2 protein-coding genes are annotated in these 17,951 nt (G+C 75.7%); one reads left to right on the forward strand and one right to left on the reverse strand.

The window, feature by feature from the left end:
• Nucleotides 1-25: 25 nt before the first annotated feature.
• Complete coding sequence (locus AOM46_RS35460; RefSeq protein WP_062213689.1) at nucleotides 26-16,495, reverse strand: type I polyketide synthase; 16,470 nt, start codon at nucleotides 16,493-16,495, stop codon at nucleotides 26-28.
• Between the two features lie 229 nt (nucleotides 16,496-16,724).
• On the opposite strand from AOM46_RS35460, the gene AOM46_RS19610 reads away from it, so the two are divergent.
• Complete coding sequence (locus AOM46_RS19610; protein WP_158920501.1) at nucleotides 16,725-17,939, forward strand: cytochrome P450; 1,215 nt, start codon at nucleotides 16,725-16,727, stop codon at nucleotides 17,937-17,939.
• Nucleotides 17,940-17,951: the final 12 nt, after the last annotated feature.

Raw genomic sequence — 17,951 nt, forward strand, 5'->3', positions numbered from 1 at the left:
TTGGCCATGTCGTGTTCCCGGCGGCTCAGTGCGACTCGTCGAGGATCTGGAACAGCTCCTCGGCGGTCGCCGTTTCGAGGTCGACGGCGTCGTCGGCCCGTTGCTTCCCCTCGTTCCACCGGGCCAGCAGCTCCCGCAGCCGGCCGCCGACCCGGGCCCGGTCGGCGTCGTCGGCGTCCACGGCGCCCAGGACGTCCGCCAGCCGGTCCAGTTCCTCAAGGGCGCGCTCGGACGCCGACACCGGCTCGGGGGCCAGCTCGCCGAGGAGGTGCCGGGTCAGGGCGACCGGGTTGGGGTGGTCGAACACCATGGTGGCCAGCAGCCGGAGGCCGGTCAGGGCGGCGAGCCGGTTGCGCAGTTCGACGCCGGTGAGGGAGTCGACCCCGATCTCCAGGAAACCCCGGTCCGTGCGGACCGCCTCGGGTCCTGAGTGGCCGAGGACGGCGGCGAGTTGGGAACGGACCAGGTCCAGGACCAGCTCATGGCGCTCGGCCTCGTCGAGTTCGGCGAGACGGCGACGCAGCCCCGCCCCGTTGTCGCCGGCCGCCACCGGGGATGTCCGGCCCGGCCGGACCAGATCGCGCAACAGCGGCGGCACCGCCTCGGATCGGGTGCGCAGCGCCCCGACGTCCAGCAGCATCGGGACGGTCCCCGCGGTGGTGGCGCCGCGCGCCGCGTCGAAGAGTGCCATGCCGTCCGCCGTGGCCATCGGCGTCAGCCCCAGCCGCTTGACGCGCCTGATGTCGGCGTCGGTGAGCCGGCTTGTCATGCCGCTCGCCTCGGCCCACGGGCCCCACGCCATGGAGACCCCGGCCAGGCCGCCGGCGCGACGGTGCTGGGCGAGGGCGTCCAGATACGCGTTCGCCGCCGCGTAGTTGGCCTGCCCGACGGCGCCGAACGTCGCCGACGCCGAGGAGAACAGCACAAAAGTGGACAGTTCCAGATGCCGGGTCAGCTCGTGCAGGTGCAGCGCGCCGTTCGCCTTGGCGTGCAGCACCCGGTCCAGCCGGTCGGCGTCCAGATCGGTCACCATGCCGTCGTCGACCGTGCCGGCGGCGTGCACCACGGCGCGCAGTGGTCGGTCGGCCGGGATGCCGGCCAGCAGCCGGGCGACCTCGTCCCGTTCGCCGATATCGCAGGCCACGACGCTCGCCTCGCAGCCGAACGCGGCGAGTTCGGCGACCAGTTCGGCGGCGCCGGGGGAGCGCGGGCCGCGCCGGCTGGTCAGCAGCAGCCGGCGCACGCCGTGCGCGGCGGCCAGATGCCGGGCGAGCGCCGAGCCGATGGTGCCGGTGCCGCCGGTGATCAGGGTCGTGCCCTCGGCATCGACGTCCACCGGTTTCGGCGGCTCGGCCCGCACCAGGCGCGGCGCGTGCGCCCGGCCGGCGCGCAGCGCCAGCTGCGGCTCCTCGCCGCCCGGCGCCTCGGCGAGCGCGGCGAGGGACGCGGGATCGTCGTCGACGTCCACCAGGACGAACCGGCCCGGGTGTTCGGCCTGCGCCGAGCGGATCAGCCCCCAGGCGGCGGCCGACGCCAGATCCGTGATGTCCCCGCCCGCGTACCCGTCGACCGCGACGGCGCCCCGGGTGACGATCGTGAGGCGGTCGTCCGCGCGCCGCTCGTCGGCGAGCCAGCGGCGCACCAGCCGCAGCGCCCGGTGCGCCACGCCGCCCGGGCCCGCCGGCCCGTCGCCTGCGGCCAGCGGTGCCAGGGCCCGGGCCGTGCCGGCGTCGCCCTCGTCGGCGCCAGGGACGATCCGGGCGCCGGCGGCCCTGAGCCGGTCGCCCAGGCCCAGCGGGTCGGGGCCGAACAGCGCCCAGGACGCCTCGCCCGGCGCCGGGGCGCCCGCCACCTCGACCCAGTCGACCCGGAACAGCGCGTTGCCTGCCGGATCCGGCGCCGCGCCGAAGTCGTCGGGCACCGGCCGGGCGACGATCGCGTCCACCGTGCCGACCGGCGCGCCGTCCGCGGCGGCCACCGTCACGGCGACGCCGTCGGCGCCCTCCGTCGTCAGCCGGACCCGCAGCGCGCCGACGCCGTGCCGCAGCAGCCGCACGCCGCGCCAGGAGAACGGCAGCTCGGCCCGGGCCGGTTCGCCGCCCTCGCGCAGCGAACGCAGCAGGCCGATACCGTGCAGCGCCGCGTCCAACAGGGCCGGATGGACGGCGAAGCCGGCCGCGTCCCGCTCCTCCGAGGTGTCGGGGGCGAACGCGACCTCGGCGTACACCGCCCCGTCGCGGTGCCAGGCGCCGCGCATGGCCTGGAACGCCGGCCCGTAGCGGTAGCCGAGGGCGGCGAGGTCGTCGTAGAAGCCGCCGAGGTCGATCTCGGTGGCGCCGGCCGGCGGCCACCGCGTCAGGTCCCCTGGCTCCGGGGCCGGTTCGGGCGTCGTGGGCGCGAGCGTCGCGGTGGCGTGCGGCGTCCAGTCGTCCGCCGCCCCGCCCGCGTCCCGCGTGCCGTCGTCGGGCCGGGAGTAGATGCCGAGGGACCGCCGCCCGGTGTCGTCCGGCGGCTGGACGATGGCCTGGACGCGGACGGCGTCGGAGCCGGTGAGGATCAGCGGACCGCCGAGGGTCAGCTCCTCGACGAACCCGCAGCCCACCTGCCCGCCCACGGTCGCGGCCAACTCGACAAACGCGGTCCCCGGCACCAGCACCTGGCCCAGGACGGCGTGGTCGGCGAGCCACGGATGGGTCCGCGTCGACAACCGGCCGGTCAGCAGCACGATATCGGTGCCGGCGACCGGAGCCGCCGCCGTGAGAATCGGGTGCTCGGTGGCGTCGAGGCCCGCGCCCGCCGGGTCGGCGCCGGGCGCCGCCACGGCCGAACTCATCCAGTACCGCTCCGACTGGAACGGATACGTCGGCAGGTCGACGGCGCGCGCGCCTCGGCCGCCCAGCACGGCGCCCCAGTCGACCCGGACCCCGGACGCGTGCGCCTCGGCCGCCGAGGCGAGCATGCGGGCCGCGTCGCCCTTGCCCTGGCGCAGCGACGCCACCGGCGGCGGCCAGGCGACGCCGGCGTTGTCGATCCCCTCCAGGGTCTCCTGGACGCCCATGGTGAGCGTCGGATGCGGACTGATCTCGACGAAGTGCCGGTAGCCCTGCTCGGCCAGGCCCCGCACGGCGGGCTCGAACCCGACGCACCGCCGCAGGTTGTCGTACCAGTAGGCGCCGTCCAGCGTGGTGGTGTCGATCCAGTCGCCGGTCACGCTGGAGAAGAACGGGACGGTGCCGGCGCGCGGTTCGACGCCAGCCAGGGCGGCGCGCAGCGGCTCGGCCAGCTCCTCGACATGCGGCGAGTGCGAGGCGTAGCCGATCCGCACCGGTCTGGCGCGGATCCGTTCGGCGGCGCAGTCGGCGGCGAACGCGGCGAGCGCGTCGCTGTCGCCGCTGACGACGTTCGCGTGTGGCGCGTTGCGCGCGCCGACGCAGAGCCGGCCGTCCCAGGCGGCGATGCGCTTCTCGATCTCGGGGAGCGGCAGCGCCACCGACAGCATGCCGCCCCGGCCGGCGATGCCCGGGAGGAGTTCGGCGCGCCGGGCCACCACCAGCGCCGCGTCGTCCAGGGAGAGGGCGCCCGCGACATGGGCGGCGGCGATCTCGCCCTGCGAATGGCCGAGCACGGCGTCCGGTTCGACGCCCCAGGAGCGCCACAGCGCGGCCAGCGACACCATCACCGTGAACAGCGAGACCTGGATGACGTCGTCACGTTCCAGGGACGCCGCTCCCTCGGTGCCGCGCAGCACGTCGAGCACCGACCAGTCGGTGTAACGGGCGAACGCCTCGTCGCAGGCGGCGGCCGTCTCGGCGAAGACGGCTTCGGCCGCCAGCAGCGGGCCGCCCATGCCCAGCCACTGCGAACCCTGGCCGGGGAAGACAAAGGCGGTGCGGCCCTCGACGGCCCGGCCACGGACCACGCCGGCGGGCAGGCCCCCGGCGGCGAGAGCGGCCAGAGCGGTCGGCGCCTCGCGGCCGCCGTCGAGCAGCACCGCCCGGTGCTCGAACGCGGTCCTGGTGGTGGCCAACGACCAGGCGATATCGGCCGGTTCCAGCTCCGGGCGGTCCGCCACCAGGGACCGCAGCCGCGCGGCCTGCGCCCGCAACGCGCCCTCGGTGCGCGCGGACAGCAGCCAGGGCGCGGGGGCCGACGCGGCTTCCGCGGGTTCGCGCGGCGGGGCTTTCGGCGCCTGCTCGATGATGGCGTGCGCGTTGGTTCCGCTGCCGCCGAACGACGAGACGCCCGCCCGACGGACCCGGCCGGTGTCCGGCCATTCCCGTGCCTCGGTGAGCAGCGCGACCGTGCCGGGGGACCAGTCCACATGCGGCGTCGGCTCGTCGACATGCAGGGTGGGCGGCAGCACGCCGTGCCGCAGCGCCAGCACGGCCTTGATGACGCCGGCGATCCCGGCGGCGCTCTGGGTGTGCCCGATGTTCGACTTGACCGAGCCGATCCACAGCGGGGCGTCGGCCGCCCCGCGCTCCCCGTAGACGGCCATCAGCGCCTGCGCCTCGATGGGGTCGCCCAGCGGCGTCCCGGTGCCGTGCGCCTCCACGAAGTCGACATCGGCGGCGTCCACCCGGGCGGCGGCCAGCGCGGCGGCGATGACGCGGCGCTGCGACGGGCCGTTGGGCGCCGTCATGCCGTTGCTCGCGCCGTCCTGGTTGACGGCGGAGCCGGCGACCACGGCCAGCACCCGGCGGCCCTCGGCCAGCGCGGTGGACAGCCGCTGCAGCGTGACGACGCCGACGCCCTCGCCCCAGCCGGTGCCGTCGGCGGCGGCGGCGAACGGCTTGCAGCGGCCGTCGGGCGCCAGGCCCCGCTGGCGGCTGAACTCGGTGAACGACACCGGCGTCGGCAGCACCGTGACACCGCCGGCCAGCGCCAGGGAGCACTCGCCCTGCCGCAGCGCCTGGGCGGCCAGATGCAGGGCGACCAGCGACGACGAACACGCGGTGTCGACGGTGACGGCCGGGCCCTCAAGGCCGAGGCTGTAGGACAGCCGCCCGGACACGGCGGCCGTCCCCGTGCCGGCGAGGAAGAACCCCTCGGCGGTGCCCAACGAGTCGGCGCCGCCCAGGCCGTAGCCCTGGAACGAGGTGCCGACAAACACCCCGGTGCTGCTGCGGAGCAGCCCCGAAGGGTCGATCCTGGCGTTCTCCAGCGCCTCCCAGGCGGTCTCCAGCAGCACCCGCTGCTGCGGGTCCATCGTCATCGCCTCGCGCGGGCTGATCCCGAAGAACTCGGCGTCGAAGTCCCCCGCGTCGTCGAGGAATCCGCCCTCGCGGACATAGGAGCTGCCGGCCTGCCGCAGTTCCGGATCGTAGAGCGCTTCGAGATCCCAGCCCCGGTCGTCGGGGAACGGGGTGATCGCGTCCCGGCCGTTGAGCACCAGTTCCCACAGGTCGTCGGGCGATCGGACGCCGCCGGGGAACCGGCAGGCCATGCCGACGATGGCGATCGGCTCGTCGGCGGCCCAGGCCCCGGCCGGCGCCCGCACGGCGGGCGTGTCGGCGTCCGCCGGCCGGCCCAGAAGCCGCTCGGCGAGGAAGTCGGTCAGCGCGTTGGGCGTGGGATGGTCGAACGCGATGGTGGTGGGCAGCCGCAGGCCGGTCGCGGAACGCAGCCGGTTGCGGATGTCGACGGCGGTCAGCGAGTCGAACCCGAGGTCCCGGAAGGCGCGCCCCGGTTCGATGTCCGCCGGCCCGGCGTGGCCGAGCGCGGCGGCGGCCTCGGTGCGCACCAGGGTGAGCAGCAGCGAGCGGCGTTCCCCCGCGGGCAGCGCCGCGAGCCGCCGGCCGAGCTCCGAGCCCGCCGCGTCGTCCGCCGGCTCGTCCTCGCCCGCGCCGTCGGCCAAAGCCCGTACCACCTCGGGGAGTTCGCCGATGAGTGGGCGCGGCCTGGCGGCGGTGTAGCCGGGGGCGAAGCGGGCCCAGTCCATGTCGGTGACGGTGAGCAGCGTCTCGTCGTGGGCCAGGGCCTGGCCGAGCGCGACGAGCGCGAGCTGTGGCGCCATCAGGCGCAGCCCGCGCCGGCCCAGGAGTTCGATGGCGCCGGCGTCGGCCATGCCGCCGCCGTCCCAGCCGCCCCAGGACACCGAGGTGGCGACCCGCCCGCGTTGGCGGCGCGCCACGGCCAGCGCGTCAAGATGCGCGTTGGCCGCCGCGTAGGCGGCCTGGCCGGCGCCGCCCCAGACGGCCGATCCCGAGGAGAACAGCACAAACGCCTCAAGGCCGTCGCCGAGCAGTTCGTCGAGGTGTCGCGCCCCGTCGACCTTCGCGGCGACCACCCGGGCCAGTTCGTCGGCCGTGGTCAGCGCGATCGGCGTGGACTGGGCCACGCCGGCGGCATGGACGACGGTGGTGACGGGCGGCCCCTCGGGCAGCGCGGCGAGCAGCGCCCGCAGCGCCTCGCGGTCGCTCACATCGCAGGACTCGACCAGGACCTCGGCGCCGGCCTCCGTCAACTCGGCGGCCAGCTCGGCGGCGCCCGGCGCCAGCGGGCCGCTGCGCGAGGTCAGCACGATACGGGGCGCGCCCAACTCGGCCAGCCAGCGCGCGATATGCCCGCCGAGAGCGCCGGTGCCGCCGGTGACCAGCGCGGTGCCGGTCGGCCGCCAGGAGCCGCCGCGCGGCGCTTCGCCCAGGGGCGCGCGGACCATCCGGCGGGCGAACACCCCGGCGGGGCGCACCGCGATCTGGTCCTCGTCGTCCAGCCCGGCCAGCGCGCCCACCAGCCGGTCGGCGGCCCGCTCGTCCCACTCCGCCGGCAGATCCACCAACCCGCCCCAGCGGGACGGGAGTTCCAACCCCGTGACCAGGCCGAGGCCCCACACCCCGGCCTGCGCCGGGTCCGACAGCGGATCGGCCGGGCCGACGGAGACCGCACCCCGGGTCGCCAGCCACAGGGGGGCGGCCAGATCGAGGGCTTCGACGGCCTGGACCAGCGCCAGGGTGGCGGCGACCCCGACCGCGACCCCGTCGGGGCCAGGGCGGGTGTCCGGGCCGAGCAGCGACAGCAGCCCGTCGACCCGGCCGTCGCCACCCGCGGCGGCCTCGGCCAGCGCGTCCTCGATCCTGGCGGCCAGTCCCGCGCCGTGCGGGTCGTCGTCGCCCCAGGTCACCGTCAGCACCCGGGCGACGCCCCGTTCGGCCAGTGCCCGGGCGCAGCGGCCAGCGAGATCGTCGGGGTCGTGCGCGGGGGCGACGAGCAGCCAGCGGCCGGTGAGGATCGGCTCCGGCAGGCGGGCCCTGCGGCGCCACGCGATCCGGTAGCGCCAGGCGTCCACCGTGGATCGGTCGCCGCGTTCGGCCCGCCACGCCGACAGCACGGGCAGCGCGTCGGCCGCCCCCGCGAGGAGTTCGCGCTGTCCCGGGTCGGACACGTCCAGCGCGTCGGCCAGCGCCACCGGATCGCCGCCGGCGACCGCGGTCCAGAACCGTTCGTCCGCCGGATCGGGAACGCCGGACCCGGCCGCCGTGGCGACGGGCGTGGCCGACTCCAGCCAGTAGCGGCGGCGTTGGAACGGATAGCCGGGCAGCTCGGGGAGTTCGGCGGCGGCCCCCGGGGGCGGCAGCACGGTGTCCCAGTCGGGCACGAGCCCCCGGGCGAACGCGGTCGCCAGCGCCTCCCGGAACCGTTCCGGCCCGCCGCTGCCCCGGCGCAGCGTGCTGACCACCACCGTGTCCTCGACGCCGACGGCGTCGGCCAGATCCTCGATGTTGGCGGTCAGCGACGGATAGGGGCTGGGCTCGACAAAGGCGCGGAACCCGTCGCGCAGCATGGCGTCGACCGCGTCGGCGAACCGCACCGGCTGGCGCATGTTGCGGTACCAGTGCTCCTGGTCGAGCGCCGCACCGTCGACCGGGCCGCCGTCGACGGTCGAGTACAGCGGGATCGCGGCCGCGCGCGGGGTGATCCCGGCGAGCGCCGTCAACGCCTCGTCGCGCAGCCGCTCGACCTCGGGGGAGTGGGCGGTGCCGGTGATCAGCATCCGGCGGCTGGCGATCTCGTCGGCGGTGAGCGCGGCGGCCAGTTCGTCGACCGCCGCCGGATCGCCGGACAGCACGGTGGCCCTGGGCCCGTTGACGGCCGCCAGATGCAGCCGGCCGGGCCAGCGCGCCATCCGCGCGGTCAGCTCGTCGACGGGCAGGGTGACCGTCAGCATCGCGCCGTCGCTGTGGACGGAGGCCAGCAGCCGGCTGCGGACGACGACGATCCGCGCCGCGTCCGCCAGGGACAGGGCGCCGGCGACATGGGCCGCCGCTATCTCGCCCTGGCTGTGCCCGACGACGGCCTCCGGCACGATGCCGTGCGCCCGCCACAGCGCGGTCAGCGCCACCATCACCGCGAACAGGACGGGCTGCACCACATCGAGCCGGTCCAGCGAGGGGGCGCCGTCGACGCCGAGCAGCACATCCTCGAGCGACCAGTCGACATGCCCGGCGAGCGCCGCCGAACACTCCCGCAGCGCGTCACGGAACACCGGGACGTCCCGCAGCAGTCCGGTGGCCATCCCCGGCCACTGGGAGCCCTGCCCGGGGAAGACAAAGGCGACCGGTCCGCCGGCCCCGGCCTCCCCCCGCACCAGCCCCTTCACACCGTAGGCGCCGGCCAGCCCCTCCAACTGCTCGCGGTAGCGCCCCGGTTCGGGACCGAGCAGCACCGCGCGGTGCCGGAACGGGGTCCGTCCGGTGGCCAGGGCGCGGGCGATCAGCGGCACCGCCTCGGGGGTGGCCAGCTCCGGCCGCTCCTCCAGCCGCGCGCGCAGCCGTTCCGCCTGGGCGCGCAGCGCCGGCTCGGTCCGGCCGGACAGCACCCAGGGCAGCGGCGCGTCGGCGACCACCGGGACGGGCGCCGGCCCGACGACTGCGGGCACCCGCGGTTCGGCCGGGGCCTCCTCGATGATGACGTGGGCATTGGTGCCGCTCATCCCGAACGACGAGACGCCGGCCCGGCGCACCACCCCGTCGCGCGGCCACGGCACGGGCTCGGTCAGCAGCCGCATCGTCCCCGACGACCAGTCCACATGCGGTGTCGCCTCGGCGGCGTGCAGCGTCGCCGGCAGCAGCTCGTGCCGCAGCGCCTGCACCATCTTGATGACGCCGGCGACCCCGGCGGCGCACTGGACATGGCCGATGTTGGACTTCACCGAGCCGATCCACAGCGGCCGCTCCACGGGCCGCTCCCGGCCGTAGGTGGCCAGCAGCGCCTGACCCTCGATCGGGTCGCCCAGCGCGGTGCCGGTGCCGTGCGCCTCCACGACGTCCACCTGGTGGGCGGCCAGGCCCGCGCCGCGCAACGCCTGCCGGATCACCCGCTGTTGGGCCCGGCCGCTCGGCGCGGTCAGCCCGTTGCTGGCCCCGTCGTGGTTGACGGCCGAGCCGCGCAGCACCGCCAGCACCCGGTGGCCGTTGCGCCGCGCCTCGGACAGCCGCTCGGTCAGCAGCATCCCGACGCCCTCGCCCCAGCCGGTGCCGTCGGCGTCGGCGGAGAACACCTTGCAGCGGCCGTCGGCGGCGACCGCGCCGCCCTCGCTGCCCTGGGTGAACATGCTGGGCGTGGTCAGGACCGTGACGCCGCCGACCAGGGCCAGCGAACACTCGCCCCGGCGCAGCGCCTCGGCCGCCATGTGCAGGGCCACCAGCGAGGAGGAGCAGGCGGTGTCGACCGTCAACGTCGGGCCCTCAAGGCCCAGCACATAGGAGATCCGGCCGGAGGCGACGCTGGAGGAGGTGCCGAGGAACAGATGCGGGCCCGTCCCCTCGGGAATGTCGAGCGGCCCCGCGCCATAGCCGGTGGTCGCCGCGCCCACATAGACGCCGGTGGCGCTGCCGGCGAGCGATCCCGGCGCGATCCCGGCATGTTCGACCGTCTCCCAGGCGGCCTCAAGCAGCAGCCGCTGCTGCGGGTCCATGGCCAGCGCCTCACGCGGGCTGATCCCGAAGAACGCGGCGTCGAAGTCCGCCATCCCGTCGATGAACCCGCCCTCGAAGGCGTGACCCCGGCCGTCCCGGGCGTCGTCGGAGGCATAGACGGCGTCGAGCTGCCAGCCCCGGTCGGTCGGGAACGGCGCGATGGCGTCGACGCCCTCGCTGACGATCCGCCACAGCGCCTCGGGGGAGTTGGCTGAGCCCGGCAGTCGGCAGCTCATCCCGATGATCGCGATCGGATCGTCGACGCCCGCGGTCGGCGCGTCCGCCGGCTCCGCCGGGGCGACGACCTCCGCGTCGTCGCCCACCACGGCCCGGCCCAGCATCTCGGCGAGCAGCCGCGCCGTCGGATGGTCGAAGACCAGCGTGGCCGACAGCCGCAGCCCGGTGGCGGCGGCCAGCCGGTTGCGCAGCTCGACGGACGTCAACGAGTCGAAGCCCAGCTCCTTGAACGCCCGGTCGGCCTCGACCGCCTGCGGCCCGGGGAAGCCGAGCACGGCGGCCGCCGCCGACCGGACCAGATCGAGCAGAAACCGCGCGCGTTCCCGCGGGCCGAGCGCCACCAACCGGTGGGCGGAGGCGGCCCCTTCGGCCGGCGCGGCGTCGCGGACCGCCCGGCGGGCGCCGCCGCGCACCAGACCGGTCAGCAGCGGCGGCAACGCTCCGGCGGCCGTCAGGGCCCCGATGTCGAGTCCGGTCGGCACCAGCGCCGGATGCGGCGCGGCCAGCGCCGCGTCCAGCAGCGCCAGCCCGTGCTCGACGGTCAACGGCGGGAAACCGGAACGGGCGATGCGTTCGCGGTCCGTCGCCGTGAGCCGGGCCGCCATGCCGGCGGTGCCGTCCCAGGCGCCCCAGGCCAGCGCCAGGCCCGGCCGGCCGGCGGCGTGCCGGGCCTGGGCCAGGGCGTCGAGAAGGGCGTTGGCCGCCGCGTAGTTGCCCTGCCCCGCGGCGCCGAGCGTCCCGGCGACCGAGGAGAACAGCACAAAGGCCGCCAGATCGTGCCGGCGGGTCAACTCGTCCAGCAGGAGCGCCGCGTCGGCCTTGGGCCGCAGCACGGTGTCGAGGCGGCCGGGCGTCAGCGCCGCGAGGGTGGCGTCGTCCAGGACACCGGCGGTGTGGAAGACGGCGGTCAGCGGACGGTCGGCGGGGATCGCGTCCAGCACGGCGGCGACCGTGTCCCGGTCGGCCGCGTCGCCGGCCACGATCTCCACCTCGGCGCCCAGCGCGCCCAGTTCGGCGCGCAACTCCCCGGCGCCCGCGCCGGCGGGGCCGCTCCGGCTCAGCAGGACGAGCCGGCCGACGCCATGGGCGGCAACCAGATGCCGGGTCAGGACCGCGCCGAGACCACCGGTGCCGCCGGTGACCAGGACGGTGCCGTCCCGGTCGAGCGGACGCGGAACGGTGAGAACGACCTTGCCGATATGGCGCGCCTGGCTGACATGGCGGAACGCCTCCGGCGCCTGCCGCACGTCGAACGCCCGGATCGGCGGCAGCCGCAGCGCGCCGGCCCGGAACAGCGCCAGCAGTTCCCTCAGGATCTCCCCGATGCGCTCCGGGCCCGCCTCCCACAGGTCGAACGCCCGGTAGCGGACGCCGGGATGGGCGGCGGCGACCTCGTCGGCGTCCCGCAGGTCGGTCTTGCCCATCTCGACGAACCGGCCGCCGCGCGGCAGCAGCCGCAGCGACGCGTCGACGAACTCGCCGGCCAGCGCGTCGAGCACCACATCCACGCCGCGCCCCGAGGTGACGGCGGCGAAGCTCGCCTCGAAGCCCAGGTCACGTGACGACGCGAGATGGTCATCGGCGACGCCCATCGCCCGCACGGCCGCCCATTTGCCGGGGCCGGCGGTCGCGAAGACCTCGGCGCCCAGCTGGCGGGCGAGTTGGACGGCGGCGGTGCCGACGCCGCCGGCGGCGGCATGCACCAGCACGGCCTCCCCGGCCCGCAGCCCGCCCAGGTCGACCAGCCCGTAGTACGCGGTGGCATAGGCGATCGGCACCGCCGCCGCCTCAGCGAACGTCCACTCCGCGGGCATCGGGACCAGCAGCCGGCGGTCGGTCACCGCGACCGGGCCGAACGCGCCCGTGCACAGGCCCATCACCCGGTCGCCGGGCGCAAGATCCGTGACCTCGGGGCCGGTCTCCAGGACGACGCCGGCCGCCTCGCCGCCCAGCACCACATCGCCCGGATACATGCCGAGCGCGTGCAGCACATCGCGGAAGTTCACCCCGGCGGCCCGCACCGCGATCCGTACCTGTCCCGGGCCCAGCGCCGGCGCCGGATCGACCGGCGCGAGCCGGAGGTTGTCCAGGGTGCCGGCCTGCCGGGTGTCCAGCCGCCAGGCCGCGGCGTCCGCCGGCACCGGCAGCCCGTCCCGCCGCGCGGCCCGCACCAGCCGGGCGCCGAACGGCGCGCCCGCGCGCACGGCGATCCCCGGCTCGCCGGCGGCGACCGCCGCCGCGATCGACGCCCACGGCACCTCGTCCTCGTCGGTGTCCACCAGCAGGAGACGGCCGGGCTCCTCGGACTGCGCGGCCCGCACCAGCCCCCAGACCGCCGCGGCCGCCGCATCCGGGGCCCGGTCGCCGGGGACGGCGAGCACCGCGTTCCGGGTGAGCAGCACCAGCCGCGCCCCGGCGCACCGTTCGTCGGCCAGCCACCGCTGGAGCGCGCCCAACACCCGCCCGGTGAGGGCCCGCACCCGGGCCGGTTCGTCGCCCCCTTCGACGGCCGCCGGGTCATGGACGCGCAGCACCACGGTCCCGGGCGGGGAGCCGTCGGCGAGCAGCGCGCCGAGGCCGGCGGCGTCCACGGCCGGCCCGGCCGGCACCGCGTCCGCGACCGGACCCGTGGGCAGTGGATGCCAGGCGAGCCGGCACAGCCCCTCGACCTGGCCGGCCGGCTCCGGCTCGGCCGCCACCGGGCGGACGTCCAACCGCTCGATCGAGAGCACCGGATCGCCGCTCGGGTCCGTGGCCGCGATGGCGACACCACCGCCGTCCCCGGGCGTGAGCCGCACCCGCAGCGCGGCCGCGCCCGAGGCCGTGAGCGTCACCCCGGCGAAGGAGAACGGCACCCCTGCGGTCGCCCCGTCGGCGCCCGCGCCGGCCTGGGCCTGGAGCGCGGCGTCCAGCAGCGCCGGGTGGACGCCGTAGGCGCGCGCCTGGGACGCCTCCGACTCCGGCAGGCCCACCTCGGCGAAGATCTCCCCGCCGCGCCGCCACACGCTCCGGATGCCACGGAACGCCGGGCCGTATGCGAGACCGGCGGCGCCCAGCAGTTGGTAGAGGCCGTCCACCGGCACCTCGACGGCGTCGGCCGGCGGCCACTGCCGTGCCCAATCGCCGTCCCCCGCGGGGCCGTTGGGCGGCTGCGGGGTCAGGAAACCGCTGGCGTGCCGGGTCCACTCCCGGTCGGGCCAGCCCTCGTCGCCCGGGGCGTCGGGCCGCGCGTGGACGGTCAGGCTCCGCCGCCCCGTCCCGTCGGCCGCGCCGACGGCCACCTGCACCTGGACGCCGCCCCGCTCGGGCAGCGCCAGCGGCGTCTGGAGCAGCAGCTCCTCGACATGGCCACAGCCGACCTGGTCGCCGGCGCGGATCGCCAGTTCGACCAGCGCGGTGCCCGGCAGCACCGGGCGCCCCAGCACCGTGTGGTCGGCCGACCACTGCGGCCGGCCGGTGGAGAGCCAGCCGAAGAACAGCAGTTCGTCGCCCTCGGCGACGCTGACGCCGGCGCCCAGCAGCGGATGTCGGGTGACGCCGAGCCCGGCCGCCGTCACATCCCCGGCCGCCCCGGCGAGGCGCGGCCAGTAGCGCACCGTCTCGAAGGCGTAGGTGGGCAGGGCGACGGGCCGGGCGGAGCCTCCGGGGACTCCGGCGAACACGGCCGCCCAGTCGGGGGTCAGCCCGCTGGCGTGCAGCTCCGCCAACGCGGCGGTCGCGGCTGCCGGTTCGCCGAGCGCGCCGCGCAACGCCGGTACCACCACGGCGGGTTCGGCGCGGTGCGTGAGCGATTCCTCGGCCATGGCGGACAGCACGCCGTCCGGGCCGAGTTCGAGATAGCGGGCCACGCCCTGCCCGTCGAGCCAGGCGACGCCGTCGGCGAACCTGACCGCCTCCCGGACCTGACGGACCCAGTACTCCGGGTCGGTGAGCAGATCGGGATCGACCGCGTCGCCGGTGAGGTCGGCGACGATCGGGATGGTCGGGCGCGCATAGGTCAGCGCGGCGGCGATCGCGCGGAACTCGTCCAGCATCGGGTCCATATGGGCCGAGTGGAACGCGTGCGACACCCGCAGGCGCCGGGTCCGCACGTCCTGTTCCCGCCACCGGGCGGCCAGTTGGTCGACGGCGTCGCGGTCCCCCGAGACGACCACCGACGTCGGCCCGTTGACGGCGGCGATCCCGACCCGGCCGGTCAGCCCGGCGAGCGCGGCGTCGACCTCGTCCTCGGTGGCCCGGACGGCGAGCATCGCGCCGTCGTCGGTCATCCGCTGCATCAGCCGGCCCCTGGCGGCGACCAGCCGGCAGGCGTCGGGCAGCGACCACACCCCGGCCACGAGGGCGGCGGCCAACTCGCCGACGGAGTGGCCCAGCAGATAGTCGGGCCGCACCCCCCGGTGCTCGAACAGCCGGTAGAGCGCGACCTCCAGCGCGAACAGCCCGACCTGGGCGTACTCGGTGCGATCCAGCAGCTCGGCCTCGGGCGTACCGGCATCGGCGAACAGCACCTCGCGCAGCGGGCGCCCCAGATGCGGGTCAAGGCCCGCGCACACCTCGTCGAGCGCCCGGGCGAACACCGGTTCGGCGGCGTACAGTTCGCGGCCCATGCCGGCCCGCTGCGCGCCCTGCCCGGTGAACAGCATCGCGAGTTTCGCCGCGGGCCGCGTCCGGCGGGCCACCCCGTACCGGACCAGGCCGCTCTCGGCGCCCTGTTCGACGGCGGTGAGGGCGGCGAGCAGTTCGTCACGGTCGGCCGCGGTCAGCACGGCCCGATGCGGCAGCGCGGCGCGGGTCGTCGCCAGCGCATGGCCCAACGCCGCCAGGTCGAGGCCGGGTTCGGACTCCACCAGCGCCCGCAGCCCGGCGGCCTGCCCCGGCAGCGCGGTCGCCGTCCTGGCACTGATCGGGAACGGCAGCGGCACCCCGGCCGGCGTGCGCCCGCCGGCCGGGGCCTCGGCGGCCTCGGGCGCGGGCGGCTGCTCAAGGATCAGATGGGCGTTGGTGCCGCTCAGCCCGAACGAGGAGACGCCCATCCGGTGCGGATCGCCGGTCGGCGGCAGCTCGCGGGCCTCGGTGAGCAGGCCCACCGCGCCGGCGGTCCAGTCGACATGCGGCGTCGGCTCGTCGACATGCAGCGTCGGCGGCAGCACGCCGTGCCGCAGCGCGAGGACGGTCTTGATCACCGAGGCGACGCCGGCGGCGGCCTGCACATGCCCGATATTGGACTTGACCGAGCCGATCCACAGCGGCCGGTCCGCCGGCCGGTCCTGCCCGTAGGCCGCGATCAGCGACTGGGCCTCGATGGGGTCGCCGAGCGGCGTCCCGGTGCCGTGCGCCTCGACGGCGTCGACCTGGTCCGGCGTCAGCCGCGCCTCGGCCAGGGCCTGCAGGATCACCCGCTGCTGCGAGGGGCCGTTGGGGGCGGTCAGCCCGTTGGACGCGCCGTCCTGGTTCACCGCCGAGCCGCGCACGACGGCGAGCACCGGATGGTTCAGCCGCAGCGCGTCCGACAGCCGCTCCACCACCAGCACGCCGACGCCCTCGGACCAGCCGGTGCCGTCCGCGGCCGCCGCGAACGACTTGCAGCGGCCGTCGGCGGCCAGCCCGCGCTGCCGGCTGAACTCAGCGAACACCCCGGGCGTGGCCATCACCGTCACCCCGCCGGCGAGCGCCAGGGTGCTCTCGCCGCGCCGCAGCGACTGGCACGCCAGATGCAGGGCGACCAGCGACGACGAGCAGGCCGTGTCCACGGTGACCGCCGGCCCCTCAAGGCCCAGCGTGTAGGCGACCCGGCCGGAGATCACGGCCGTCGCGCCACCGGTCAGCAGATAGCCCTCGTTGCCCTGCTCGGCGCCCAACAGGGACGTGTAGTGCTGGTCGTTGGCCCCGACGAACACGCCGGTGCGGCTGCCCCGCAGCGACGAGGGGGCGATGCCGGCGGCCTCCACGGCCTCCCAGGACGTCTGCAGCAGCAGCCGTTGCTGCGGATCCATCGCCAGGGCCTCGCGCGGCGAGATATCGAAGAACGCCGCGTCGAACCGCGTCGCCTCGTCGACGAAGCCGCCCTCGCGCGCGTAGTCGGCGTCGGGGGCGGTGTCGGACCGAGGGGGGAGCTGCCAGCCACGGTCGTCGGGGAACGGGCCGATCGCGTCGGTCCCGGAAAGGACGAGCCGCCACAGATCCTCGGGCGTGCGCACCCCGCCGGGAAAGCGGCAGCTCATGCCGACGATGGCGATTGGCTCCCGATTGCCTTTTTCGGCCTCGCGCAGCCGCTGCTTGGTCTGGTGCAGATCCGCGGTGACCAGCTTCAGATATTCACGCAGCGTTCCGTCGTCCACCATCTGAAGGGAACCCCATTTCTGCGGGCGACGCGGTGGCCAGCTGACGCTTGCCCGGGGCCTCATTTGCAGGACCCCGATTCCGGCAGGCTAGTCACCGCCGGACGCCAGGACCAACCCCTGCTGGTCCGGTGAAGGATCGCGGGCCTCTAGGGGTAGGTATAGGGGTTGACGCGGCCCGGCCCACCAATAGGCTTTTGCCGCTGCTTTCGATGGGATTGGTTGGGCGATAGTGGATAAGCCCCGAGTGCTTTTCGATCTGACCGACCCGGCCCTGATGAACGACCGGTACGAATACTATCGGCGACTCCGCGAAACAGAGCCGATCCATCATTCACCGCAGGGTTTCTGGACACTCGCCCGCTATGCCGATGTCGAGGCGTTCCTGCGGGCACCGCAGACCTCGTCGGCCACTCCCGAGGACGCCATGTTCGCCGCCCTGCGCGGCGGCCGGGACGCCCCCGCCATGCGCAGCATGCGGCGGTGGATGGTGGTCAAGAGCGGCGAGGAGCACCGGCGGCTGCGCCGCCTGGTGGCCCGGGCGCTCACCCCCAACGCCGTCGAGCGGCTGCGGCCGGAGATCCACCGGATCGTCAGCGGCCTGATCGACGAGATGGGCGAGGGCGAGATCGATCTGATCAGCCAGTTCGCCACGCCGGTGCCGATCGCCGTCATCTGCGGGCTGCTCGGCATCCCCATCGAGGACGCCTGGCGCTGCCTGGAGTGGACCAACGCCATCGCCAATATCGTCGACCCGCTGATCACCCCCCAGATGCGCATCGCGATGAACACGGCGGAACCGCAGTTCAGCGCCTATATCCAGGAGCAGATGGAGCTGCGCCGCAGCCATCCGCGCGACGATGTGCTCACCATGCTGATGCGGAAGGACGACAACGGCGACGGGCTGAGCGACGAGGACGTCATCGCCCAGGTGCTGCTGCTCTTCAACGCGGGGCACGAGACCACGCTCAACGTCATCGGGAACGCCGTCCACGCGCTGCTCACCCACCCCGACCAGCTGCGGATCCTCCGCGACCAACCCGAGCTGATCGAGCCCGCGTTCGAGGAACTGGCCCGGTACAACGCCACGGTGCAGATCATCGCCCGGCAGCTGAACGGCGATCTGGCGCTCGACGGCACCGTCATCCCCGCCGGCTCCGCGGTGCTGGGCATCACCGGATCCGCCCACCGCGACCCGGCCAGATTCGACGATCCGGACCGTCTCGACGTCCGCCGCACCGGGGTGCGGTCGCTCGCCTTCGGCTCAGGACCGCACGCCTGCATCGCCGCCATGCTCGGCAAGGCGGAGGTCTCCATCGCCCTCACCGAACTGCTGCGCCGCTACGGGACCATCGAGCTGGCCACGGACACCCCGCGCTGGCACACCCGCTTCAACTTCGTCCTCGGCCTCAGCGAACTCCCCCTGCGGGTCGCGTTCTCCGGCTGACCGGCTGGCCTC

The organism is Streptomyces sp. NBRC 109706 (assembly GCF_000974485.1).
Taxonomy (GTDB): Bacteria; Actinomycetota; Actinomycetes; order Streptomycetales; family Streptomycetaceae; genus Streptomyces.